Source organism: Mesobacillus jeotgali (assembly GCF_900166585.1).
GTDB lineage: Bacteria > Bacillota > Bacilli > Bacillales > Cytobacillaceae > Mesobacillus > Mesobacillus jeotgali_A.
The window spans coordinates 698,819-724,254 of sequence record NZ_FVZC01000008.1 but is presented as its reverse complement, the minus strand read 5'-3'; the positions used below and the strand labels follow the sequence as shown (position 1 = coordinate 724,254).

The window sequence follows — 25,436 nt, the reverse complement described above, 5'->3', positions numbered from 1 at the left end:
TGACGTTTTCGATTTATTTGGACAGCTCTTCTTGGTTCTCCTCCTAACCTGTCTTACTTCCGGTTTTATTTTGACAGCTTTTCTCGGTCCTCCTTCTAACCTGTCTTAATTCAGGACTTATTTGGACAGCTTTTCTTGGTCCTCCTTCTAACCTGTCATATTTCCGGATTTATTTTGACAGCTTTTCCTCCCTTCCCGCCAAAGCTGTCCAAACTTCAGGCTTCTTCTGACAGTTTTTCCTCCCTTCCCGCCAAAGCTGTCCAAACTTTAGGCTTCTTCTGACAGCTTTTCCTCCCTTCCTGCCAAAGCTGTCCAAACTTCAGGCTTCTTCTGACAGCTTTTCCTCCCTTCCTGCCAAAGCTGTCCAAACTTCAGGCTTCTTCTGACAGCTTTTCCTCCCTTCCTGCCAAAGCTGTCCAAACTTCAGGCTTCTTCTGACAGCTTTTCCTCCCTTCCCGCCAAAGCTGTCCAAACTTCAGGCTTCTTCTGACAGCTTTTCCTCCCTTCCCGCCAAAGCTGTCCAAACTTCAGGCTTCTTCTGACAGCTTTTCCTCCCTTCCCGCCAAAGCTGTCCAAACTTCACGCTTCTTCTGACAGCTTTTCCTCCCTTCACGCCAAAGCTGTCCAAACTTCAAGCTTCTTCTGACAGCTTTTCCCCCCTTCCCGTCAAAGCTGTCCAAACTTCAGGCTTCTTCTGACAGCTTTTCCACCCTTCCCGCCAAAGCTGTCCAAACTTCAAGCTTCTTCTGACAGCTTATCCTCCCTTCCCGCCAAAGCTGTCCAAACTTCGATCTTCTTTTGACAGCTTTTCCTCCCTTCCCGTCAAAGCTGTCCAAACATCAGGCTTCTTCTGACAGCTTTTCCTCCCTTCCCGCCAAAGCTGTCCAAACTTGGCAAGCTGGAATCTGACCTTCAACCCTATCCTCCAATCACTTCTGGTTTCTGCTCTACGCTCCGATTAAGTTTTTCTATGGCCAATAAATTTAATCAAATTATCCCTCGATAAAATTCAGAAATAAAAGTTTTTCTGGTAAGATTGATGTTGAGTGAGAATGCTGTCGAAAATGGGGGAGTGACATTTGGAACGCGAGTTGGCACTTGAGATTGTCAGAGTTACTGAAGCTGCTGCACTGGCTTCTGCCCAATGGATGGGGCGCGGCAAGAAGAATGAAGCGGATGATGCGGCCACAACGGCTATGCGGAAGATGTTTGATTCGGTTAATATGGATGGTATTGTCGTGATTGGTGAAGGGGAATTGGACGAGGCTCCAATGCTGTTTATTGGGGAACGGCTGGGTACCGGTATGGGACCAAAAGTTGATATAGCCGTTGACCCGCTGGAAGGGACAAATATCGTCGCCAAAGGACATAATAACGCGATGGCTGTGATTGCGGTCGCGGATAAAGGCACCCTCCTCCATGCACCGGATATGTATATGCAGAAAATTGCTGTCGGCAAAAGTGCAGCTGGCAAAATCAGCCTGGATGATCCGATTGAAATGACGATTGAAATCGTCGCTAAAGCGAACAATAAACGGATTCAGGATTTGACCGTAATCATCCAGGAACGTGACCGCCACGATGACTTGATTGAACGTGTCAGGCAAAAAGGCGCAAGGGTCAAGTTGTTTGGCGATGGTGATGTAGGTGCTTCAATTGCAACTGCCCTCCCGCACACCGGTGTCGATCTTTTTGTCGGTACGGGAGGCGCGCCGGAGGGTGTCATTTCGGCTGCAGCCATTAAAGCACTTGGCGGAGATATGCAGGCTAGACTTGTTCCGCAGACGATCGAGGAAGAAGAACGCTGTATCGCCATGGGTTTAAAGGATCCAAGACAATTGCTGATGCTCCATGATCTGGTTTCCGGTGAGGATGCGATTTTTGCGGCAACTGGCGTTTCAAGTGGAGAATTGCTTGACGGGGTGCATTTCCTGGGAGGCGATCTGGTCGAAACACACTCTATTGTCATGCGATCAAAGACCAAAACTGTCCGATACATTACAGCACACCATCACCTCGAACACAAGCCTCATCTTGTGATGGTTTAGCCAATACATACTTTTCACAGTACTTAGGAGGATAACGATGACTGAACGATTTTTTTTATATGATGAAACAGAAGACACTAAAACACGCTATACAAGTTTTGTAGGCGAAAACCAGCGTTTTGACCTGGCGATTATGCAGACAAGCCGATACTATGGAAAGAGTATCGTTTTGGATATCCAGGGAAGCCGCTTCGCTATTCTTGGCCAGGATGACCTTGATGAAGAAGGATATCTTGAATATGCCTACAACTTATCCGAGGAAGATGCTGAGGAACTTCGCATATTCCTGCGGCCAATCCTTTAAATCTGGAACGAACTGTTTGTTTGATTTGTCTTTTCAAAGAAATAATAAAAAGACAACAAGCAAAAGAAGGTGAGTTCATGAGCAAGGAAGACAGCGAAAAGTACTCCGATTTTTCAAATGTGGAAAAGCAAAAGAACTATATAACGGCTGAAGACTTTCCTGATGGAGCATACGGGTCGCCATTCCGGAAGGATGAACCTGTAGAGGGAAAAAGCACACCTTGGCGTGAAGGACAGCGGACCTACAGTAATTTCAATTATGAGTTCAAGTCCCTTCATCAGGGGACCCCAAGAAAAGAAGCAGGTGCCCACCCAACCCATGATGACCCGACTGAAAGTGAACAGCCGCCATATAGCGATCTATAAACGAAAAAATGCTCCAATCGCCAGGATTGGAGCATTTCTTTATTCTATTTATTATCCTGCCCTTGCTTTGCGACCTTCTTGGCGACAAAATAGGCACAGCCAAAATTGCAGTACTCGTATAAATACTCGCTCACCGTGCTGATCTTTGTATCGAAGGTTGACTTCTGGTTTTGGTCATCAAAAAATCCTCTTAACCGGAGCTGGCCATATCCCCAGTCACCAACTATATAATCATATTTCGTCAAAATCTCGCTGTATCTGGCGCGAAAGGCTTCTTCATTAAAGCCATCCCGTCCTTCATCCACTATTTCGTAACATAAGTTATTGATGCAAATCATTGATAGGTCCACCTCTTTTTCCTTAACGATCCGTTTTTATGGCAAGCTCCTTGCCTGCGTTTTCTTAATTATAACTTATTCCCCATCAATTACTAAGCAAAAAAAATAATTTCGAAGCCATTCTAATCATTAGGGGGTGTTTTAATTGAAAAAAGCATTAATGGCTCTTGGTATTTGCGGAACTGTGGCAATGACTGGCTGTGCAGCCGGAGATGATAATGCCTCACAAGGCGGTCGTGATGGCGGAGCTGGAATTTACCAGCGAAGCGGCAATACACTCAATGTTAACGATGATCGTCCAGAGTTATATAATGAAGGCGGACGTAAAGGATTAAAGGACAGAAGCGAGGACTTTGGATATGTCCGCCAGCAGCGAACTGGTGTCATGGGTGCGGATAATCCGGAAAACGCATATGAAGCAATCGACCGCGAACGGATGGCGGACATGATCAGCAGATTCAGTCTGATGGCACAAAATGTAGATGATGTATCAACCCTTGTGACTGACGAGGAAGTTCTGATCGTATACCAAACAGATTCTGAAAATCGCAATGAGACTGCGGACCAGGTTAAACGGATGGCGATGTCAGTGGTTCCTCGCTGGTTCCATGTATACGTTTCAGATGACACTAGCCTGCGTAATGACGTGGAGAACTTTGCGTCACTGGATACCGATAGTCGAAATGTTGACGACATGGTTGATGGCGTCATCAAGCATATGCTTAAGTCCCCGCAAGGCCGCGATATGAGTACAGGCGAAAACGCCAATGGCGAGGCCAAGGGTGAACTCAATGAAGAAACGGACAAAGATGATCTATCAAGGCAGATGAATAAAGGGAAATAACAAAAAGAGTTCAGCGTGATGCATGCTGAACTCTTTTTAAGGGTTTTAGATGGTAAGCCTCTTTTAAGTTAACATCCTTGCTCAAGTTTGTCTGGACTCGGAAGGACCTTCAGCTTTAAAGTTATGCCTGTTGAGCTTCCTGCTCTGCAAGCTGTTGTTTATGTTTTGCTGCTGAGTTGACCTGTTCGTCAGCATGGTAGGATGAACGGACAAGCGGGCCAGCTTCACAATGGCTGAAACCTTTCGCAAGCGCGATTTCCCTTAGCTCGGCGAACTCATCTGGATGATAATACTTTTGAACATCAAGATGCTTCTTGGATGGCTGCAAATATTGGCCCAATGTAAGGATGTCCACATTATTGGCACGCAAATCATCCATTGCTTCAATCAATTCTTCCTTTGTTTCCCCCAGGCCAACCATGATGCTTGATTTTGTAGGAATGTCCGGCTGCATTTCTTTTGCCCTGCGCAGGAATTCCAGTGAACGTTCATAGGTTGCACGCGCACGGATTCTTGGTGTCAGTCGCTTTACGGTTTCAACATTATGGTTCAGGATATCCGGGCGGGCATCCATGAGTGTTTGCAGGTTTTCCGCAATACCGCCCATATCTGATGGCAATACTTCAATTGAGGTGAACGGGTTTTTCCTGCGGATCGCTCTTACAGTTTCAGCAAAAACAGCTGCCCCTCCATCCTTCAGGTCATCACGGGCCACTGCTGTAACGACGACGTGCTTAAGATTCATTAGTGTAACAGAATCCGCCACTCTTTCAGGCTCTTGCCAGTCAAGCTCAGTTGGCAGGCCGGTTTTTACAGCGCAAAAACGGCATGCACGTGTACATACATCACCGAGAATCATGAACGTTGCAGTTCTTCTTACTGCCCAGCACTCGTGAATATTAGGGCACTTAGCTTCTTCACATACTGTATGTAGGTTTTTCTCACGCATCATCTTTTTCAAGCCAGTATAGTTTTCATTCGTATTTAACTTTATTTTCAGCCAATCAGGCTTTCTCTGTACCTCTTTTTTGCTCATTATTTTCACTCCATTCCTGCTGCACTTCCTCAAGAACACCATGAAAAGATCAAGGCTGGCATACAGCTTCTGATGTCACTTTAACATAATGAAATACTATCGACAAGTACGATAACTTCGCGATTACCATTATTTGATATTTATGAAATGTCTCCATCATCGCAAACTAACAAAAGAAAAGCGAAGGCAGTGTTTTATGCCTAAGCTGGAAATTAAAGGAGCAAAACCATGAAGGGAGGATTACGGTGAAATTCCTAAAAGCAGTTATCGTTCTTTTTTTACTTTGCCCTGTCCTTTCTGTAGATCCCGCATCTGCAGCTGAGCAAGACCAGGACATTTATAAAAAAAGAATGGATCTATACTCCAAAGTTGAAGCTGTTACCCAGATTCCCTGGTATTATATTGCTGCCGTGGATCAGTACGAGCGGAATGTCCGACAGGCAAGAAAGGATTTGCCGAAAGCGGAAGGAATAGCCGGTATTTACTTTAAACCTGAGGAGTGGACTGGTCTGCTGAATCCTAATCGTGCAGATGTTAGTCCAGTTTCCATTCAATTTTTCAATGGGATAGGTTTCGATGGAAATGGTGATGGCAAAGCAAGCCTGAAGGATGATGAAGATGTGATGCAGGCATTTGCCCAGTACCTCCTGAATTATGGCACAGACCACGAGAATATTAAAATCGGCCTCTGGAATTACTATAAGCGGGATAAAACAGTCGGAATCATCATTGGCAAAGCAATGATTTACAGGCATTTCGGCCGGTTGGATCTCGATATGCATGTTTTTCCAATGCCATTGAGGAGCAACCATAGCTATAACAATACATGGGGAGATGCCCGTGGCTGGGGTGGCAGGCGCATCCATGAAGGAACAGATATTTTTGCTGGCTATGGGGTTCCGGTGCGCGCAACAGGCTACGGAATCGTTGAAATGAAGGGTTGGAATAAGTACGGCGGTTGGCGTGTCGGTATACGTGATATTAATAATACCTACCATTATTATGCACACCTGAGCGGCTTTGCAAAGGATCTTAAGGTAGGGCAAATTGTCGAGCCTGGAACCATAATTGGCGGTGTCGGCAGCTCCGGATACGGCCCTCCTGGAACGAGCGGGAAGTTCCCGCCCCATCTTCATTATGGAATGTACAAGGACAATGGCTATACTGAATGGTCTTTTGACCCCTATCCTCATTTGAGAATGTGGGCGAGGCAGGAACGGGCAAGATTAAAGAAATAACAAAAGGGCTGCCAATTGGCAGCCCTTAACACTTATTTTGCTTCTCTTCCTTTTTTTACTGCCACGGCCACACTTGCAATCAGGCCGCCCCAAATAATTACCATTCCTATAAGCATCATTGCGATAGCACTAGCTGACATTATTGAGAAACTCCCTTCTTAGAGGAAATTGAAATATCTTTATCCCATTTGATTGCTGCAAAGATAAAACCAAAAACAATCGCAGCAACGGCAACTCCCCATCCAGTGTACAGCAGGAAGCTGGTTGGATAGCCTTCATAATTTTCCTTGATGTTTGTAATGATGTTCTGTACCATCATGTATCCCAGGACGATAGGAGTGATGATGCCAAGGCATATTCTCCACCATGCACCTACACTTACGTCAGAAATTTCATTAGTATGATTTTGAAGATTCTTCAATTCCTTCATTATCCATGCAACTGCAATAACTTCAACAAGGCCTGCAAGAGCAACACCGAATTGATTGATAAAATAATCCGCCGCATCAAGGAAGTACAAGCCGCCTCTTGTTGCGATCAGGATTGAAATCAACGCGGATAAACCGCCGCCAATAAGTACTGCTTTCGTTCTGCTGACCTTGAATTTTTCCTGCACACCTGCAACATACGTTTCAACAATAGAAATTAATGATGTTAAGCCGGCAAGAACAAGGCATGTAAAGAACGCAAATCCAAAGAATCCGTTAAACGCCGGGAACTCACTGATAATTTGCGGGAAGACCACGAATGCCAGTCCCACGCCTCCTGCTACTACTTCACTTACAGGTACGTTTGCCTGATTAGCCATGAATCCAAGAGCAGCGAAAACTCCGATACCCGCTAATAATTCGAAGCCAGAGTTAGCAAAACCTGTTATAAATGCACTGTTCGTTAAATCTGTCTTCTTAGGCAGATAGCTAGAATAAGTAATCATAATAGCAAAACCGATTGATAAACTGAAGAAAATTTGTCCATATGCAGCCACCCATACTTTAGGGTCTGCAATTGTATCCCAGTTTGGCTTGAAGAAAGCATCAAGACCCTGTACGGCACCTTCTAGTGTCAACGCTCTGACAACAATAATCATGAAAAGAATGACTAGAGTAGGAATCATGATTTTGTTTGCAACTTCAATTCCTTTTTTAACACCTTTCAAAAGAACAAAGAACGTGACTCCCCAAACAAGGACCATTGGCCAGAATACTCCTGGCACAATCCCGCCAATATCCCCTGGAGTTTCTGCAAGCTTTAGATAACTTCCGAAAAGGAAGCCTTCCGGATCTTTACCCCATTTCTCACCAAATGAGAAAAACGCATATGAACCAGACCATGCAATGATTGCTGCATAATAGGTAGAAATAACAAACGAAACAGCAACCTGCCACCAGCCGAGCCATTCCCATTTTTTATTCATGCGGGCCAAGGATAATGGTGAAGAACCTCTATACTTATGCCCGATTGTAAACTCCATGATCAGCAGCGGAATACCGGCTGTCAGCAATGCAAACAAATAAGGAATGAAGAATGCTCCTCCCCCATTTTCATAGGCTACTGCCGGGAACCTCCAAATATTTCCCAACCCAACTGCAGAACCGATCGCTGCTAAAATAAACCCCGCCCTTGTACCCCACTGTGGACGATTTTCCATTTTGAATCCCCCTCGTTGTTCAAATCATCTGAAAAATAACTGAGATTTGAAAGTTTAATATATTCAGATTATTTAGTCTAGGAATAGTATAGCTAGTTTTTATTGGGTTGTCAAAATATTATTTAACTCATAATAAATATTTTTCTAAATTTTTTTCCCAACTATAAAAACAATCCTATTAATCAGGTTTCAAAAAAAGCTGTCCAGATTCCGGACAGCTTGAAAGTTATTCTGCTAGATTTTGTTGTAAAATTTCTTCGTGTGTATTTTTGCTTCCAAAAATAAAGGCGAATGCCACAAGCAGAAGTAATACTACAGCCAGCGCAGCGAATGTGCTTCCAGCGAACCCCAGAATCAGGAAGCCGACTGATGAGATCGCTGCTGAAACAAGAGCGTACGGCAGCTGTGTCATTACATGGTCCATATGGTTAGAACCGGCACCTGTAGATGAAAGGATCGTTGTATCGGAAATCGGAGAGCAATGGTCTCCAAAAACCGCTCCAGCCAGAACCGCAGCCAATGCCGGAAGGAGAAGGCTGATATCGGAAGCTGCCGCAATATCCCCTGCGATCGGCAGCAGGATTCCGAATGAGCCCCAGGATGTCCCTGTTGAGAACGCCATAATGCCTGCGACAACGAACAGCAGGAAAGGCAAGAATGATATATTAATATTAGAGCTTTCCACTAGACCTGCAAGATACGTTCCAGTTTCAAGCCTGCCAATCAAATCAACGATGACCCAGGCAAAGAACAGGATGTAAATTGCAGGAAGCATTGATTTTGTCCCTTCTGCAAGTCCTCTGCCGAAAACATCCGCATTGATTCCCTTTAAAACAAGTGCTTGTCTAAAAAACAGGATCACTGCAGCAGCAAGGCCCAGCAAACCGCCGATGACGAGTGATTTTGTTACATCTGTGTTTTCAAATATGCTGAAGAGCGTAATCTTGCCTTCGGCAGCCTGTGCTCCAGACCAAAGCATCATGCCTACCGTTCCAACCACAAGGGTAATGATCGGCCAAACAAGATCACCGACAGTGCCCTTCACGCTTGTTGGAAGGTCATCCTTCAATTCACCTGGCACAGGCTTGTCCTGATCGACAACTATTCCTTTGGTGATTGCACGCTCCTCATGCGTTTTCATTGGGCCAATTTCAACATTGCGCAGTGCAACGATAAAGACCATCAACAATGCCGCCAAAGCATAGAAATTCATCGGTACAATTTGCATGAATGCCGAGAAGGCACTGTATTCTTTTACACCATGAGCTGCAAGGATTGTACCAATCAAAGCGATAATATAGGCACCCCAGCTGGAAATTGGTGAAATGACACACATAGGTGCTGAGGTAGAATCGATAATATAGGCCAGTTTTGCGCGTGAAACCTTCTGGCGGTCCGTGATCGGACGAGTAATCTGGCCAACAGCCAGCGCATTGAAATAATCATCAATAAAGATAATAATACCAAGAAAAGCACCGACCAATTGAGCTCCAGCTCTTGTTTTAACACGTTTCATTGCCCATTCGCCGAATGCCCGGCTTCCGCCTGAGATGGAAATGAACGCTGTAATGATACCTAGTAATAATAAGAATAGAATAATATACAAGCTATATGTGTTCAGTTCTCCATCAGCGATCACCACTCCCTTAATCGCGTCCCACATGATAGCAAATGTTTCCGTTATATTAAATTCGGCTAGCAAAAACGCCGCAGCAACAATGCCTGTCCCTAAAGACAATAGCACCCGCCTTGTGATTACTACCATTAAAATAGCCAATAATGGCGGCAGCAATGAAAAAATGGTATTTTCCATTCTTTATTTCTCCTCCTTGTTTTTTGACAGGGGGAAACTGTTCCATGAGAAGAGCAATAGCCACTTTCTATAAAAAAATAAAAAAGGGCAACGATAGAGAACAATCTATCGCCGCCCTTAATAAGCAACTAATGTCTCCATCACGATCTGTAGCTCCCCATTATGGATATACCTCCATAATGACAGTGATACTCTTGTTCAAAGTATCCCCAACAAAAAAAATGCGACACATTTAAAATTGCTTCGGCAAAATTCCCTTTCAACTGTGATCAAAGTTGTCATCCTCACACAGTTTACTATTGAACCCTGCGCCTCTACCCCATCGGAATGATGTGGTTTATTATTCAATTGGTTTTATAATATAATAATATCGCTAACTTGACAACTGCTATTATTCGCCAGGAAGCTGGATTGCTGGTGATGTATCCCCGCCGCCATTGTAAAACTGCGGAACTTTTCCAGGATAATAGAAGCTGCCTATCGGAATATCTTCCTGTACGGTCGCAATTTCCGTCGCAAAAGGAATAATGATTTGCACATTCACTTTTACCCTCACCGATACATTAATAAGAGTGTTATTGATTCCATGTTCTTCTGTATCCCAGACTATATCTGCTGTCACATCACCAATTGCGTTGAATTTGACAGGAACCCTCGGGCCCATGTTTCCAAGAAGCGCATTATTCGTTGCCTGGCCAAGAGGCACATAATAAATGATTCCTTCTTCCCTGTCTTCTTCGTCTGTGACGAGCTCCACGTCTGAAAGCATCTCGAGAGAGGTTAAATCCCCTCTTTCCGCTTCTTTCAGGTTCATTTGAACGATATTGGTAGTTTCGGCTTTTACCCGATTAATAATTTCTGTATTGAACTTCACAACTGTAGTTGTTCCTCCATCTACTGGCACAAATTCAATAACTTTATCAATATCCATCCCGCTGGCAATTTTCTTGTTGATCGCCTTATTAATGACCAGGGTAGCGATTTTTCTGGTCTGGGATTCCGCATATCTCATCAATGTCGGTTCAAGCCCTTTATCTATGATCCAGAGTCCTGCTGCTGTTGAAAAGGAAAAAAAGACGAAAGTCAGCAGGAATACATACCTGAAAGGCAAAGGACCTTTGCGAGGCAGCCGCCGCCCGAATTTTGGCAAAACAAATCCCCCCTCTAAAGCTATATGTATGCTTAAAAGGGGGGAACTAGCCTTAAAATCTAATAATTGTTGGCGTACTCATATTTTATGATGGTGTCACAGCTGATAATCATCAATGAGAGATTTGATTTTAAATCCAGGTGATATGGTTCTACTCTACGCCCATTTTCCTCGAGAATACGGACAACGGGCCGCTCGCTCAAACCGTTATTTTGTTCTGCAACTACTCCCTTTCGGCCATCGCTCAGGGTGACAGTCAGACCGATTGGATAGATTGCCACAGCCCGTCTAAAGGCGTCTACAACCTTCTGATCAAAGAGGCTGCCTGCACCGGAATAAAGGATTTCCAGTCCTTCATGCGGAAGCATTGCCGGCCGGTAGACCCGATTTGAGGTAACAGCATCGAATACATCCGCTACCCCGAGGATTTTTCCGAATAAATGTATCTCATCCTCTTTCAGTCCACGCGGGTATCCAGCACCATTCAAACGTTCATGATGCTGATAAGCACAATGGGCAACAATCAGCGGCACAGTGGGAATATTCCTGAGCATCTGGAACCCGTCCTCAGCATGCGCCTTGATGATTTGGAACTCCTCGGCAGTCAACTTGCCCGGTTTTGATAAAATTTCTTCAGGAACTTTCATTTTCCCCACATCATGCAAAATGGCCCCAAGCCCCAGCTGCTCCAGTTCCTTTGGCGAAAGCTTCATTTCAATCCCTATCGCCAGAGCGTACAGCGTGACATTCAAGGAATGCGAAAATATATAATGATCATGCAGGAATACATCAGAAAGCAGGTTCAAAAGCTCTTTGCTGCTGTACAGTTCATCTAGTAAAGCAACAATTAGCTTCTTAAATTTTCTTGCCGAGTTTTCCATAACGAAGGCCTGCGATATCTTTGAATCTACCTGAATCTGTTTGAAGGTATCACCGATAGTCATAATCGCTTTAATCCGTAATTCATCTGGAATTGAGTTTTTCACTATGATGTCATCAGTATCCGGGTCTTTGATATATATATAATCAATCCCAAACTCTTCAAGCCGGTCCAGGATCTTCAGCTCGAGGCGCGCGCCTACATTGAGCAGGATTTGGCCCTTGTCATTATAGATGGCTTTTCCAAGTAAAGCCCCTTCCTCTACCGATGTGGTGGCTACGAGTCTCATGTCTATTCCCACTTTATCTGTTAGTTGACGGCTATTTTGCCTGATCATTCATGAAGAAAATTTTACATAAAACGACAATTTTTTCTTATAGTTTATCATATTTATAAATAATTGAGTGAGTTGTTTTGATTTTTGAGTTGGGAAAACTCCAGCTACCTTTGCAGTCAATTAATATATCGGATTGAAACCTTATTTCTTTTACAGCTTCAGCAATAAATTCACATGGTGTACAAAAAAAGACAACCCAATGCGGACTGTCTTTTTTAATGGCTGTTTTTGCAACATTCTTTGCTTACCGAACAATTACCAAAGACTCTTTTCTCAAGTTCCTATTGACAACGGAATATGATTGAATGAGCTATGTTTCTACACAAAAAAATTAAAGCTTATTATGAGAAAAGAGCTTGCACACTTAATACCGAACTACATACCGGAATTTTATTACGTTAAAATCGGCTTTAGGTGTTAACAACAATCTTTACGAAAACAGCATTACCAAAAGAACTCATTTAATTCATTAGCAGCAATGCTTCCTTTCCGATCATGCCCTTTGTTGCGCCAAGATTCTCCGCCTCGTACGTGACGGACTCAAGCGGGGCTTCGAGCAATTCTTCAATCGTTTTTACGCCCACAGCCCTGCCTGCAATGACCTTCCTGGCCTTCAGCTTTTCATTGAGCAATGCGACATCCAGAGCGCCGCACATAATATATCCTTTATCACCTGTAACAACAAGAAGATTCGTCTTTGGCAATTTTACAGAGATGCATAAAAATGTCCTTCCTTCTATTTCAATAGGGGACATATCGATCATGACTACAACTCCCTCCTTCAATCCCAATAACACTTTATGAAGGAGAGAGGGAAAGCGTGATAGTTTGGTCAAATATTCGTTGCTGCATTTGCAAGTTTCCACTCAAGCAGATTACGCAGGAACTCGGGAAGCCAATATTGTTTTTCCTCAGCACGCTGGATTTCCGGGAAAAATCGTCCAAACGTGAACATATCAGGTATCGCCAGTATATATTGCTTCTTTGGGTCAATCAGCTGGCCATTAATGAATACCTGCCGGACATTTCCTTTTTTATGAAACTGGATTCCGTCGTACTCCATGACACCCATGACAGTGCCGCGGAATCCGAGGCCTTTTATCTGCAGATGCGGCCATTTTTCATCCATTGTCTGGAGGAGAACTTCTTTCAACTCCGCACCTGATATCTTGATCGTACATGGATTGATTGGGTGCGGACATATTTCGAGCAAATCGAACTTCGTCACATTCCCCTGTTTTAGTCCTCTAAGAATCATACCGGCATTCATGAACGCACAGTCGGCACTACACCACTCCCTAAGAGCTTGAGTGAGCAGTTTTGAGAGGTCGGAATGCTGCAGCGGGTCTGCTTTTAACTCGGCAGAAAGACTGGTGACAACCTCGCCCATCAGTTTTTTCCCCTCCATATAATAGCTCTCCGACATTGCCTTTTCATCATCTGCCTGGTCCTCTTCATTCATGTCATACAACACGGCTTTTTTGTCTAAAATCTGCTTTTTCTCCTGGTCGAGCTTCAAGGTCACATGGCCAGTATAGTAGCCAAACTTACCGGCGCCGGCAAGCAAGATAGTTCCCACTTCTTTTCCTTCATGTAAAATATGATGGGTATGCCCGCCAAGAATGACGTCAATTTCCGGAAACTGTGCTGCAATCAATTCATCATCATGAATTCCGAGATGGGATAAAAGAATGATAATATCTGTTATTTCCTTTAACTCCTCGATACACTTTTTTATTTCCTCTATAGGGTCTGTAACATTCCATCCAAGCTGCTCATAGAACCGCCCAAAATTGACTGTGGCACCAATAACGCCGATTCTCGTTCCTTTTTTGCTTATGTACACATGATAAGGCTTTGCCCATTCGGGACGGCTCCCATCCTGTTTGTATAGATTTGCCACCAGCATCTCGAAATCTTTTTCATGATACATGGAGTCCAGGTCCTCAAATGGGAGAGTAATGCCTTCATTGTTCCCGATCGTCGCGGCATCATAGCCGGCTTCATTCAGCAATGTGCAATTCGCCTTCCCTCTGGTCGCATCTGATAATGGATGCCAGCGGTCCATATGGTCGCCAATATCGAATACAAACACATCGTCACCCGCTTCCTCATGCCAGCGCCTCCGTTCAGCTAGCAGCTTGCGGATACTTGGCCAGTGCTCCAAATGGCTATGCAAATCATTCGTATGGTAAATATGAATTATCTCTTCCATTACCCATCAATCCTCTTTTAAAATGAAGTGTCCCCTCGCTGCTGGCAGGAGGGGAATCCAGTATCTTAAAATAAATCAAGCTGTCTCGGGTTCAACCCTTCATATTCGATATCCAATAAATCCACCATCTGTTTGGCATTGTCAGCCGCATCCCCGCCGGAATTGTTATTGAAGAGGGCGAACACCTTTGTGGTCCCTTCATCAAGCTTTCGCAAATCCTCAGCCCACGCCTTCAATTCTTCCTGATTATAGCGGTATAAGTACCTGACTTCCCGCCAATCCTGGCCTCTTCCCTTCTTATTCCATCCATGGACATTACGCCCATGGAAACGGACAAGGACCTTTTCAGGGGATGTGGATTCCAGCACAGTCGGAATCGACCCCTCCCCTGCCTGTGGCTCATCACAGATACTGTGAATCCATTTTTCCTTTTTCATAAAATCTAGAGTTTTCTCACGCATACCATCTTCGAACCATGACTGATTTCGAAACTCGAGAGCACAGTCGATATCCCCCATCTGCTCACGGCACCAGCGCAAATAATCAACATTTTCCTTGCGCAGGTCAAACCACGGAGGAAACTGGAATAAGGTCATAGCATGCTTGTTTGCCTCAAGATAAGGCTTCAAAGATTCTTTGTAGGCTGTGAACATCTCATTTTTATCGTTAAAAGGAATTTCGCCGCGCTGATGGCCGGTCATTCCCTGATATGCTTTTACGATGAATTGGAATTGCTCGGGTGTATCTTCCACCCATTTCGCTGCATTCTTGACAGGCTGCACAGCGTAAAAAGAGGCATCGACCTCGACTGCAGGAAAGTGGCTGGAATACTCCTTTAGTTTATCACGGGGCGAAACCTTGCCATCATATAAACTGTCATGGTCTCCCCAGCCCGTTAAGCCAACAATAATCATCTGTGCACCTCCATTTTTTCTTCATAATAGCACAATTAAGCTCTGAATAAGAACTAAGATACCGTTTCAACTTATTTCCCGTTTATAGAAACAGGAAAACATCAATGGCGGTCTCATGGAGTTAGCATGCTTTTCGGATGATTCCTTTGCTCTGTCATTACCGGCTGTTCGGATAATCTCTATGGTTTTAACGATATCCCCTACGTTTTTTTATTAATCTCCACAAAATCGATGTAGTCCTCTTCAATTTCATAGTTAATCTCTACGAAAACAGGATGAATCTCTTCATAACATAAAAATCCACCTGCCTAGGCAGGTGGATTTTCGTGGCTATCAGTATTAACCGATAGAACCTTCCATCTCGAACTTGATCAGGCGGTTCATTTCGACTGCGTATTCCATTGGCAATTCTTTTGTGAATGGCTCGATGAAGCCCATGACGATCATTTCTGTTGCTTCTTCTTCGGAGACTCCGCGGCTCATCAGGTAGAACAATTGCTCTTCTGATACTTTGGAAACCTTCGCTTCGTGCTCAAGAGAAATGTTGTCATTCAGGATTTCATTGTATGGAATTGTGTCTGATGTAGACTTGTTATCCATAATCAATGTATCGCACTCAATGTTAGAGCGGGCACCGTCAGCTTTGCGTCCGAAGTGGACGATACCACGGTAAGTTACTTTTCCGCCTTGCTTTGAGATTGATTTTGATACGATGGTTGATGATGTGTTTGGAGCAAGGTGGATCATTTTCGCACCTGCGTCCTGGTGCTGGCCTTTACCAGCGATTGCGATTGATAATGTCATACCGCGTGCGCCTTCACCTTTAAGGATGACTGCAGGGTACTTCATTGTCAGCTTGGAGCCGATGTTGCCATCGATCCATTCCATTGTCGCATTCGCTTCACAGACCGCACGTTTTGTAACAAGGTTGAAGACGTTGTTTGCCCAGTTCTGGATGGTTGTGTAACGGCAGTATGCGTCTTTCTTGATGATGATTTCAACGACCGCACTGTGAAGGGAGTTCGTTGTGTAAACAGGAGCTGTACATCCTTCAACATAGTGTACGTGCGCGCCTTCATCAACGATGATCAGTGTACGCTCGAACTGGCCCATGTTTTCAGAGTTAATGCGGAAATACGCCTGAAGCGGAGTATCCACTTTGATTCCCTTTGGAACATAGATGAAAGATCCGCCAGACCAGACTGCAGAGTTCAATGCTGAAAACTTGTTGTCTGTTGGAGGGATGACTTTTCCGAAATGCTCACGGAAAATGTCTTCGTTTTCTTTCAGAGCTGAATCTGTGTCTTTGAAAACGATTCCCAGCTCTTCAAGCTCTTCCTTCATGTTGTGGTATACAACCTCTGATTCGTATTGCGCAGAAACACCTGCAAGGTATTTTTGCTCAGCTTCAGGAATCCCGAGCTTATCGAATGTCGCCTTGATTTCATCAGGTACTTCATCCCATGATTTTTCAGAGCGCTCAGATGGTTTAACGTAATATGTGATTTCATCAAAGTTCAATGAAGCCATGTCTCCGCCCCATTGAGGCATTGGCATGTTGTAGAAATGCTCCAATGATTTTAAACGGAAGTCCAGCATCCACTGGGGCTCTTCCTTCATTTTTGAAATTTCTTCAACGATTTCACGCGTCAGGCCGCGTTTAGACCGGAAGATGGAAACGTCTTTATCGGAAAATCCGTATTTATAATCACCGATCTCTGGCATTTTTTTAGCCATCGTCGAATTCCTCCATTCTTAAAGCATAGAAACCAGGTTTCCTGCTTTGTAGTTGTTCGCCGCAGGCCAATCCCCCGCAGCCCTTTCGGATAAATCATCCTGCGATGACTTTTATTGGCTGTCTTCCTCTTCCTTAAGGCCTTTCTCCATTGCCTTCCATGCAAGAGTAGCACATTTGATCCTGGCAGGGAATTTCGCGACACCTTGCAGTGCTTCGATATCCCCGAGGTCAAGATCATCCTCTTCGTATTCTTTTCCCTGCATGATGTTAGAAAAAACCGTTGAAAGCTTTAAAGCTTCTTCGATAGGCCTTCCTTTTACCGCCTGCGTCATCATTGAAGCAGAGGACATGGAAATCGAGCAGCCTTCCCCTTCGAATTTTGCGTCCGCTACCTTGCCGTCTTCGACTTTCATCGTCAGCTGGATGCGGTCGCCGCATGTCGGGTTGTTCATATTGACTGTCAGGCTGCCTTCTTCCAAAACACCTTTATTGCGGGGGTTCTTATAGTGATCCATAATAACTTGCCGATAAAGGTTATCTAAATTATTAAAAGACATCGCTGAAATACTCCTTTGTTTTGACAAGGCCTGCTACGAGCTTGTCAATATCTTCTTCTGTGTTGTACAGGTAGAAGCTTGCACGTGCTGTCGCGGATGCTTTCAGCCATTTCATCAGCGGCTGGGCGCAATGGTGGCCCGCCCGGACAGCGATTCCTTCAGCATCAAGTACTGTCGCTACATCATGTGGATGGACGTCATCTATATTGAATGTTACAAGTCCTGCACGCTTGCCGGCTTCCTTAGGCCCATAAATGGTCATGCCTTCGATTTGAGACATTTTATCCATCGCATAAGCCGCAAGAGCGTGTTCGTGCTTTTCAATATTGTCGAGCCCGATCTCATTCAGGAAGTCGATTGCGGCTCCCAGACCGATCGCTCCAGCGATGATCGGTGTTCCGCCTTCGAATTTCCAAGGCAGCTCTTTCCAGGTTGACTCGTAGAGACCTACAAAATCAATCATTTCGCCGCCAAACTCAATCGGCTCCATTTTTTCAAGAAGTGCCTTCTTGCCATATAATACGCCGATACCTGTCGGCCCGCACATCTTATGTCCAGAAAAAGCGAGGAAATCGCAATTAAGGTCCTGAACATCGATTTTCATATGCGGAGCGCTTTGAGCACCATCGACAACCATGATTGCACCATTTTGGTGGGCAATCTCGGCAATCTCTTTGATCGGGTTCATGACACCCAATACATTGGATACCTGCATGATCGAAACGATTTTCGTATTCTCTGTAACAGTTTCTCTCACAGTATCAAGTGAAATCGTGCCGTCTTCCTGCAGATCGATATATTTCAATGTTGCACCCGTTTGTTTCGCCACCTGCTGCCACGGGATGATATTGCTGTGATGCTCCATGTAGGAGATGACAATTTCATCGCCTTCATTGAGATTATCACGGCCATAGCTTGCAGCTACCGTGTTGATTGCAGTAGTAGTTCCGCGGGTGAAGATGATTTCTTCAATGGATTTTGCATTAATGAACTTACGGACCTTTTCCCTTGCTCCTTCGTACCCATCAGTCGCTCTTGTTCCAAGAGTGTGTACACCGCGGTGTACGTTGGAGTTGTATTCGCGATAATATTTATCCAGTGCCTCGATTACCTGCACCGGCTTCTGTGATGTTGCCGCGCTGTCCAGATAGACAAGCGGGCTGCCATTGACTTCCTGTTTTAAAATCGGAAACAGTTCACGAATTTCGCGGGCGTTCATTATTTAACTTTCCTTTCGATGACCTCGACCAACTGCTTTTTAACTCCCTCGATCGGAAGCTCATTTACAACTGGTGCAAGGAAACCGTGGATGACAAGGCGCTCTGCCTCGTGCTTAGGAATACCGCGGCTCATCAAGTAGTAAAGCTGCAATGGATCTACGCGTCCAACAGAAGCAGCGTGACCTGCTGTTACATCATCTTCATCGATCAGAAGAATTGGGTTAGCATCCCCGCGTGCTTTTTCGCTAAGCATCAGTACACGTGATTCTTGCTCTGCATTTGACTTAGAAGCCCCGTGCTCGATTTTTCCAATCCCGTTAAAAATAGATGTAGCGCTATCCTTTACAACACCGTGCTTAAGGATATAACCTTCAGAATTTTTACCAAAATGGATAATGCTTGTTGTGAAATTCTGAGTCTGTTCTCCGCGTCCGACAACAACTGTCTTCGTATCGCCGTATGAACCGTCACCAACAAGGTTTGTAGTGTTTTCTGAAATTGTGTTGCCATCGTTCATCATGCCAAGAGCCCACTCGATACGAGCATCTCTTCCAGCATGGCCGCGACGGTTCACATAAGTTGTAAGACCTTCAGCCAAAGTATCAACTGCACCATACTGGATTTTCGCATTTTGGCCAGCGATTACTTCTGTTACAATGTTCACCAATCCGTTCACTTTTCCAGTTGTGGAGATATAGTTCTCAACGTATGTCACAGAGCTATTGTCTTCAGCAACCACAAGTACGTGGTTGAAAAGGCTGGCTTCCGCATCATCATGCAGGAAGATTGCCTGGATCGGGTTTTTAAGCTGAACATTTTTAGGTATATAAAGGAAAGCCCCGCCGTTCATGAATGCAGTGTGAAGAGCAGTCAAGCGGTGCTCGTCGTTTTTAACAGCCGTCATGAAGTACTTCTTCAGCAGATCACTGTATTCACGTGCTGCTGTGAAAATATCAGTAAAAATAACGCCCTGCTCCTGCATTTCTTTTGAAAGCTGGAGGTAGGCAGGCTTATTGTTGCGCTGCACATAAAGGCTGTTTTCTTTAGCTTCCTGGTCTACAAGCGCTTTTACATCTTCAGGAAGTTGGTCGATAGATGAGAAAACATCGCTCTTCACAAGAAGCTTTTCAAACTGAGTGAAGTTCCATTTATCGATTTTCGTTTTATCCGGTCTTGGCATAGAAAGATCTTCTGCTTTTTCAAGAGATTGCACACGAAGCTCTGTAAGCCATGCCGGTTCGTTCATTTCTTTTGAGAAGGAAGTAATGTACTCCTGGTCAAAAGCCCATTTCGTTTCCGTAGTCATTATAAATCCCCCCAACGCTTAAGCTTCTTGCCCAACTGTTTCGTCTTCGATGCCCAGTTCTTTCTTAATCCAGTCGTATCCTTCTGCTTCTAAGCGCTGTGCAAGCTCTGGTCCGCCAGACTTCACAATGCGGCCCTGCATCATAACGTGTACGTAGTCAGGAGTGATATAATCAAGAAGGCGCTGGTAGTGAGTGATAATTAAGCAGCCGAAATCTTCGCCGCGCATTTCATTGATTCCTTTAGAAACAACCTTCAATGCGTCGATATCAAGACCTGAGTCGATTTCGTCAAGAATTGCGATTTTCGGTTCAAGCATCATTAATTGCAGAATCTCGTTACGCTTCTTCTCTCCGCCGGAGAATCCTTCGTTAAGGTAGCGCTGTGCCATATCAAGATCCATTTCAAGGAATTCCATCTGCTTATCCATCTTGCGGATGAATTTCATAAGCGAAATTTCATTTCCTTCGCCAAGACGGCTGTTCAAAGCAGAACGAAGGAAGTCAGCATTTGTCACACCGCTTATTTCGCTTGGGTATTGCATAGCAAGGAAAAGACCAGCGCGTGCTCTTTCGTCAACTTCCATGTCAAGAACATTCTCGCCATCAAGCGTAACTGTTCCATTTGTTACTTCATACTTAGGGTGACCCATGATTGAAGAAGATAAAGTGGATTTACCAGTACCATTCGGTCCCATGATCGCATGGATTTCCCCACCCTTAACTTCCAAGTTCACACCTTTTAATATCTGTTTGCCCTCAATCTCAACTTGAAGGTCCTTAATTGATAATACAGATCCTGCCATAATATTACCTCCGTCAATATAGAAAAGATATTAAGCCGACCCCAGCCGACTTTAGCTCTATTCTCATTTTATTCTCATTACAATCTTATAACAAATGAAAAGTGATAGCAACACTTTAGAAGTGGAAAGAAATACAACGAACCCTGTAGATTACTGTCAGTAACCTTATAGATTTTTGGCTCATGCCGAGTGGGAAGGAAACGACCGGGCAAATTCATTTGCCCGCAGCGTTTCATTCGCTCTCGGCAGCTTTTCAGCGTTAGATGAAAAGCCAGTGAAGCATAAGCTTCACGACAGTGAGCCAAAAATCAGCAGAAGCTCTGATAAACAATCAGATCTGCAGATGATTCCTTGTTTTCTTTCCACTTCCCCCACCCCGCCATTCAGCTCGCTGAATGGCGACATGCAACGACACAATACATTTCTATTTTACCAGAACAAGCAATTTAAAGTCGGATATTCCGCTCACAGCTTGTACATCATTTTATTTTTAACCTGTTGCTATAAAAAAATGTACTCGAATAGCTGTTCTGCCACTGATGTCTAGGTTTCTGGCTGCCAGCACTGCAACGGAGATAACCAGAATTCTCGAGTTCGGACAAATTCTCGATGGGCTCCTCCCACTTTGTCCGAAGTCACCTCAGGTTCAGACAAAACCGAGCAGGTCTCGTCACACTTTGTCCGAAGCTACCACGAGATCGGAACAAAATTTTTACTCATTTAATATCCATTCGACCATCTTAAGGCCCATTAAATCGTGAAAAGATAATAAAGAAACCAGTGCAAAAAATACACTGGTTTCGCTTTGTTACTTCTATTATATATATTCTCGCTTACGAGTGGATTTTTCTATCCAGGTCAGCGACCATCCGTTGGCTTTTAATATAGTCTCTTTCGCGTTTTCTCTCGACTTCCATTCTTGCGTCATGGTTCATGCTGTAAACTTCATAACTAATTCCGTGAGCTCCATGCATAGCTTTTTCCATTTCACTTGTGTAGTTCAGTTTTAGCTGACTAATAGTGAATCATCCCTTCGGTTTTTCGCTTTAATAAGCGTTTTATTTGATAGTGCAATGTTAACACTTTCTGTTTACCACTATCAAAGCGTTTAAAACCGTTAAATTTTGGATGTAGCGGAATATGGAGGCTTACCGTTACGTCAGCTCTGGCATTCTTAGAATAATGGCAAATTCCTCCCGAATGAAGCCTTTCCTATGAGTTTTCAGCCATTTATTGATCCTAAAAGGGCTTTTACTGCTTCAAAGTATTCAGCTCTGCCATTGCTTCCTGGACAAGTGTGACTGCCTGGCTCATGGCAGCCCCGCCGCCAAATGCAGCTGTAACTCCAACAGCCTCCAAAATTTGTTCTTCTGACGCACCCTGGTCAAGACACCCTTTTAAATGGTAGATAATACAATATTCATCCTGCGAGTACAATGAAATCCCTAAAGCGATCAGCTGTTTTTCTTTTTGTGATAAGGTGCCTTCCTGGAAACATACTTCGGTAAACGCATTATAGTGATGCGCTAATTCAGGCATTTTCTGTGTAAATACACCAAGACCCTGCTTGTATTCATGCAATGCTGCTTCTGTAGAATTTCTTGGCTCATAATGATGTTCCATTGCTTCCACTCCTAACTTACTTTTTCTCGGTTAGTATGTTAGATTTCGGAGCTGGTTATGCGGGATTGTCTGGCAAAAAGAAAAAGCAGGCTGGCTGCCTGCTTTCCTTTAACATTATTCTTTTACAGGTACTACTGCACCTTCATATTTTTCAAGGATGAAATCCTGGATTTCTTTTGAGTGAAGAACTTCAACAAGGGCTTTGATTGCTGGCTTGTCTTTGTCTCCCTCACGTACTGCAATGACGTTTACGTAAGGTGAATCACTTTCTTCGATTGCAATAGAATCTTTTAATGGGTTCAATCCAGCGTCAATTGCGTAGTTAGAGTTGATTAGTACTGCGTCGCCTTCGCCATTGTTATAGATTTGAGGAAGCAATGCTGCTTCATACTCTGTATCGAATTTTAGTTTCTTTGGATTTTCAGCAATATCATCAATTGTCGCCTTAACTTTTTCTACACCATCTTTAAGGGTGATTAAACCTTCTTTTTCAAGCATTGTCAGAATACGTCCGTGGTCTGCAACAGAGCTGCTCATGATGATGTGCGCGCCTTCAGGCAGTTCATCAAGGCTTGAGTATTCTTTTGAGTAAACTCCGATTGGCTCGATGTGGATTCCGCCCGCTACTTCGAACTTATAGCCGTGTTCAGCCATTTGTGCTTCCAGGTAAGGAATGTGCTGGAAGTAGTTTGCATCAAGTTCTTTTGAATCAAGTGCCTGGTTAGGGACGATATAGTCATTGAACGTTTCAATTTCAAGTTCAAAGCCTTTTTCCTTAAGAAGGTCCTTTGCTTCTTCCAAAATTTCCGCATGAGGTACGTTAGAAGCACCTACAACAATTTTCTTGCTTTCTTCCTTGCCGCCTTCTCCTTCTTTTTTGTCTTCAGAAGCACCACAAGCTGCAAGACCTGCTGTTAAAATCAAAGTTAATAATGCAAGTAACCATTTTTTCAATGTAAATCTCTCCTCTATCTTTTGTCTAGTTTTCTTGTAGCAAAATCACCAATGAATTGAATTAAAAATACAATGATTAAGATAATGATTGTCGCCATCAGCGTTACATCATTACGGCTTCTCTGGAAGCCTTCTAGGTATGCGAGATTCCCTAACCCCCCGGCACCAATTACACCGGCCATAGCCGTATAACTGACCAACGCGATTGCTGTTACGGTTATTCCGGAAACAAGGGCAGGCATGGATTCAGGAAGGAGTACCTTCCAAATGATTTCAGTTGTTTTAGCTCCCATAGACTTTGCTGCTTCAATAACACCTTTATCAATTTCCCGCAGCCCGATTTCAACCATCCTTGCGTAAAATGGGGCAGAACCAATAATCAAAGCCGGCAATGCCGCATTTTCACCGATCATTGTGTTAAGGATGAACTTTGTAAAAGGGATAAGAAGAACAATCAGGATAATGAATGGGATTGACCTGAATATATTAACAATGGCACTAAGTACGATATTAACCGGTCGGTTCTCCCAGATATTCCCCTTTGAAGTCAGGAATAGCAACAGGCCAAGGATTGCCCCAATGATAAACGTTGCTACTACCGATATGGCACTCATATATAGTGTTTCAATTGTCGCTTCCCACATTCGGTCCCATTTCACATTTGGAAATAAAGTCTCAGTCATTTGAAATCACCTCCACACCAACACCTTGTTGCGCAATAAATTCGATGGCACGGTCGAGCTCATTCTCATCGCCTTCCAGGTGGATGAAGAGAGTACCGTAAGACCCGTTCTGAGTCTGGGATATCTTCCCCTGTAAAATATTGACCGTGATCGGGTATTCCCGAATCAGCCTCGTGATGAGCGGCTGCTCTGCTCCCTCACCGACAAACGTCAATTGAATAACTCGGCCATGCGGATAAAGTGACAGTAAATGTTCTGCTGTTTCTTTTGTTTCTTCAGGCTCTGTTACCTGCTGGACGAACCTTTTGGTGATTGGCTGCTGAGGATTTTTGAATACTTCCAATACTGGACCTGTTTCGACAATCCTTCCGCCTTCCATTACAGCGACCCGGTGGCAAATCTTTCTGATAACATGCATTTCATGAGTGATCAGGACGATTGTAAGACCCAGCCTTTTATTGATATCAACTAGAAGGTCGAGGATCTGGTCTGTCGTTTGCGGGTCAAGTGCTGAAGTTGCTTCATCCCCTAGCAGTACCTTTGGATTGTTGGCGAGCGCCCTGGCAATTCCGACCCTCTGTTTCTGCCCGCCGCTCAATTGTGATGGATAGGCTTCTCCTCGTCCTTCAAGGCCTACAAGCGCTATTAATTCTTTTACACGCTTTTCCCTCTCTGCCCTAGGGACACCGGCAATCTCCAGTGGAAAAGCGATATTTTCGGCCACCGTCCTTGACCACAGCAAGTTGAAGTGCTGAAAAATCATGCTGATTTCCTGGCGCGCTTTTCGAAGTTCTGCTCCTTTAATTCTGGAAACTTCCCTGCCGGCCACCACGACGGATCCTGATGTTGGAATCTCCAGACCATTGAGCATCCGGATTAACGTGCTTTTCCCCGCACCACTGTAGCCGATGACGCCAAAGATTTCTCCTTCTTTGACTTCAAGGTTTACGTCATCTACCGCTTTGACTTCTCCCTTTCTTGAGGGATATATCTTCCTTGCTTTTTTTATCGAAATCAATTGACTCCCCCTCTTCATTCCGATTAATCTTTAAAACCGTTAATTGCTTCTTAAATACCTTATCAATCTAGTTTCCCTTTCCCTAAGCGAATTAATTCAAACTTCATTAAAAGAAGGGGCCAGATTGTTGTTTTGCCTGATTATCAGCAAGGACATCAGTCGGAAAAAACATCCTGTTCAGCCATTCCGATACTGGAGAAGCATTAAAAAAGCCTTTCTGCAAAAGAGCAGAAAGGCATAGTAGTAGGCTGTATCCTTTCTCTCATCTGCCAAAGCAATAAGCTTTGTGTGAATTGGCACCATTTCACGTAAGCAAGCTTACTGACGGTTGCCGGGCTTCATAGGGCACTTCCCTCCACCTCTCTTGATAAGAGCACGCTATTAAATTATGCAATCGGTTATA

The 25,436-nt window shown here is 44.2% G+C and carries 26 protein-coding genes and 2 riboswitches; of the genes, 5 read left to right on the top strand and 21 right to left on the bottom strand.

Annotated features, from left to right (window positions below; genetic code table 11):
- Positions 1-754 precede the first annotated feature (754 nt).
- A complete protein-coding gene (locus B5X77_RS23270) occupies positions 755-916 on the bottom strand; it encodes a hypothetical protein (protein WP_176167274.1) in 162 nt (53 codons plus the stop codon).
- Between the two features lie 163 nt (positions 917-1,079).
- Here B5X77_RS23270 and glpX point away from each other — a divergent pair, with 163 nt between their 5' ends.
- The 3 genes from glpX to B5X77_RS08635 all read left to right on the top strand — a co-directional run bounded on the left by glpX (position 1,080) and on the right by B5X77_RS08635 (position 2,717).
- Positions 1,080-2,048, top strand: coding sequence for a class II fructose-bisphosphatase (glpX, locus tag B5X77_RS08645; RefSeq protein ID WP_079507113.1), 969 nt, complete (start codon positions 1,080-1,082; stop codon positions 2,046-2,048).
- Positions 2,049-2,085: 37 nt separating this feature from the next.
- Positions 2,086-2,352 carry a DUF3055 domain-containing protein gene (locus B5X77_RS08640; RefSeq protein ID WP_079507111.1) on the top strand — a complete coding sequence of 89 codons (267 nt, stop codon included), beginning with the start codon at positions 2,086-2,088 and terminating at the stop codon, positions 2,350-2,352.
- A gap of 77 nt (positions 2,353-2,429) precedes the next feature.
- The gene (locus B5X77_RS08635) at positions 2,430-2,717 is read left to right on the top strand and encodes a cytosolic protein (protein ID WP_079507109.1); all 288 of its coding nucleotides are present in this window, start codon (positions 2,430-2,432) and stop codon (positions 2,715-2,717) included.
- A gap of 44 nt (positions 2,718-2,761) precedes the next feature.
- Here B5X77_RS08635 and B5X77_RS08630 read toward each other — a convergent pair whose 3' ends face one another.
- Positions 2,762-3,055 (bottom strand): YutD family protein, encoded by a 294-nt coding sequence (locus tag B5X77_RS08630; protein ID WP_079507107.1) that lies wholly within the window; start codon positions 3,053-3,055, stop codon positions 2,762-2,764.
- Positions 3,056-3,200: 145 nt separating this feature from the next.
- Between B5X77_RS08630 and B5X77_RS08625 the strand changes: the two genes are divergently transcribed.
- The gene (locus tag B5X77_RS08625) at positions 3,201-3,899 is read left to right on the top strand and encodes a YhcN/YlaJ family sporulation lipoprotein (RefSeq protein WP_079507105.1); all 699 of its coding nucleotides are present in this window, start codon (positions 3,201-3,203) and stop codon (positions 3,897-3,899) included.
- Between the two features lie 121 nt (positions 3,900-4,020).
- Here the strand turns inward: B5X77_RS08625 and lipA are convergent, their stop codons facing one another.
- Positions 4,021-4,935: a lipoyl synthase gene (gene lipA / locus B5X77_RS08620; RefSeq protein ID WP_176167273.1), complete on the bottom strand. Its 915-nt coding sequence runs from the start codon at positions 4,933-4,935 to the stop codon at positions 4,021-4,023.
- Between the two features lie 266 nt (positions 4,936-5,201).
- Between lipA and B5X77_RS08615 the strand changes: the two genes are divergently transcribed.
- Entirely contained in the window at positions 5,202-6,173 is a 972-nt protein-coding gene (locus B5X77_RS08615; protein WP_373887806.1) for a M23 family metallopeptidase, read from the top strand.
- Between the two features lie 32 nt (positions 6,174-6,205).
- Here B5X77_RS08615 and B5X77_RS08610 read toward each other — a convergent pair whose 3' ends face one another.
- From B5X77_RS08610 to B5X77_RS08525, 18 genes are all read right to left on the bottom strand, one after another.
- The gene (locus tag B5X77_RS08610) at positions 6,206-6,313 is read right to left on the bottom strand and encodes a methionine/alanine import family NSS transporter small subunit (RefSeq protein WP_079507103.1); all 108 of its coding nucleotides are present in this window, start codon (positions 6,311-6,313) and stop codon (positions 6,206-6,208) included.
- On the bottom strand, positions 6,313-7,821 hold the full coding sequence (locus tag B5X77_RS08605) for a sodium-dependent transporter (RefSeq protein ID WP_079507101.1): 1,509 nt from the start codon (positions 7,819-7,821) through the stop codon (positions 6,313-6,315). Before B5X77_RS08605 ends, B5X77_RS08610 begins: the two co-directional genes overlap by 1 nt.
- Positions 7,822-8,047: 226 nt before the next feature.
- Positions 8,048-9,634 carry a Na+/H+ antiporter NhaC family protein gene (locus B5X77_RS08600; RefSeq protein ID WP_079507099.1) on the bottom strand — a complete coding sequence of 529 codons (1,587 nt, stop codon included), beginning with the start codon at positions 9,632-9,634 and terminating at the stop codon, positions 8,048-8,050.
- Positions 9,635-9,776: 142 nt separating this feature from the next.
- A riboswitch (Lysine riboswitch) is annotated at positions 9,777-9,959 on the bottom strand.
- A 66-nt stretch (positions 9,960-10,025) separates the two neighbouring features.
- Positions 10,026-10,784, bottom strand: a complete 759-nt coding sequence (gene yunB / locus B5X77_RS08590) for a sporulation protein YunB (protein WP_079507095.1) — start codon at positions 10,782-10,784, stop codon at positions 10,026-10,028.
- A gap of 59 nt (positions 10,785-10,843) precedes the next feature.
- The gene (locus B5X77_RS08585) at positions 10,844-11,953 is read right to left on the bottom strand and encodes an HD-GYP domain-containing protein (protein ID WP_079507093.1); all 1,110 of its coding nucleotides are present in this window, start codon (positions 11,951-11,953) and stop codon (positions 10,844-10,846) included.
- A 509-nt stretch (positions 11,954-12,462) separates the two neighbouring features.
- The gene (locus B5X77_RS08580) at positions 12,463-12,765 is read right to left on the bottom strand and encodes a YunC family protein (protein ID WP_079507091.1); all 303 of its coding nucleotides are present in this window, start codon (positions 12,763-12,765) and stop codon (positions 12,463-12,465) included.
- Positions 12,766-12,833: 68 nt separating this feature from the next.
- Positions 12,834-14,216, bottom strand: coding sequence for a bifunctional metallophosphatase/5'-nucleotidase (locus B5X77_RS08575; RefSeq protein WP_079507089.1), 1,383 nt, complete (start codon positions 14,214-14,216; stop codon positions 12,834-12,836).
- 65 nt (positions 14,217-14,281) lie between these two features.
- Entirely contained in the window at positions 14,282-15,130 is an 849-nt protein-coding gene (locus B5X77_RS08570; RefSeq protein ID WP_079507087.1) for a DUF72 domain-containing protein, read from the bottom strand.
- 339 nt (positions 15,131-15,469) lie between these two features.
- Entirely contained in the window at positions 15,470-16,867 is a 1,398-nt protein-coding gene (gene sufB / locus B5X77_RS08565) for a Fe-S cluster assembly protein SufB (protein ID WP_079507085.1), read from the bottom strand.
- Positions 16,868-16,978: 111 nt separating this feature from the next.
- Positions 16,979-17,425, bottom strand: a complete 447-nt coding sequence (sufU, locus tag B5X77_RS08560; protein ID WP_079507083.1) for a Fe-S cluster assembly sulfur transfer protein SufU — start codon at positions 17,423-17,425, stop codon at positions 16,979-16,981.
- The gene (locus B5X77_RS08555) at positions 17,415-18,644 is read right to left on the bottom strand and encodes a cysteine desulfurase (RefSeq protein ID WP_079507081.1); all 1,230 of its coding nucleotides are present in this window, start codon (positions 18,642-18,644) and stop codon (positions 17,415-17,417) included. The genes sufU and B5X77_RS08555 overlap by 11 nt, the downstream gene beginning before the upstream one ends.
- On the bottom strand, positions 18,644-19,951 hold the full coding sequence (sufD, locus tag B5X77_RS08550; protein WP_079507079.1) for a Fe-S cluster assembly protein SufD: 1,308 nt from the start codon (positions 19,949-19,951) through the stop codon (positions 18,644-18,646). The genes B5X77_RS08555 and sufD overlap by 1 nt, the downstream gene beginning before the upstream one ends.
- An 18-nt stretch (positions 19,952-19,969) precedes the next feature.
- The gene (sufC, locus tag B5X77_RS08545; RefSeq protein WP_079507077.1) at positions 19,970-20,755 is read right to left on the bottom strand and encodes a Fe-S cluster assembly ATPase SufC; all 786 of its coding nucleotides are present in this window, start codon (positions 20,753-20,755) and stop codon (positions 19,970-19,972) included.
- A gap of 833 nt (positions 20,756-21,588) precedes the next feature.
- Positions 21,589-21,741: a hypothetical protein gene (locus B5X77_RS23265; RefSeq protein WP_176167272.1), complete on the bottom strand. Its 153-nt coding sequence runs from the start codon at positions 21,739-21,741 to the stop codon at positions 21,589-21,591.
- Between the two features lie 265 nt (positions 21,742-22,006).
- Positions 22,007-22,378, bottom strand: coding sequence for a carboxymuconolactone decarboxylase family protein (locus B5X77_RS08540; RefSeq protein WP_079507075.1), 372 nt, complete (start codon positions 22,376-22,378; stop codon positions 22,007-22,009).
- A gap of 114 nt (positions 22,379-22,492) precedes the next feature.
- Positions 22,493-23,332, bottom strand: a complete 840-nt coding sequence (locus B5X77_RS08535; protein WP_079507073.1) for a MetQ/NlpA family ABC transporter substrate-binding protein — start codon at positions 23,330-23,332, stop codon at positions 22,493-22,495.
- Positions 23,333-23,346: 14 nt separating this feature from the next.
- Positions 23,347-24,015 carry a methionine ABC transporter permease gene (locus B5X77_RS08530; RefSeq protein ID WP_079507071.1) on the bottom strand — a complete coding sequence of 223 codons (669 nt, stop codon included), beginning with the start codon at positions 24,013-24,015 and terminating at the stop codon, positions 23,347-23,349.
- A complete protein-coding gene (locus B5X77_RS08525; protein WP_079507069.1) occupies positions 24,008-25,033 on the bottom strand; it encodes a methionine ABC transporter ATP-binding protein in 1,026 nt (341 codons plus the stop codon). The genes B5X77_RS08530 and B5X77_RS08525 overlap by 8 nt, the downstream gene beginning before the upstream one ends.
- 259 nt (positions 25,034-25,292) lie before the next feature.
- Positions 25,293-25,407, bottom strand: a riboswitch (SAM riboswitch).
- Positions 25,408-25,436 lie beyond the last annotated feature (29 nt).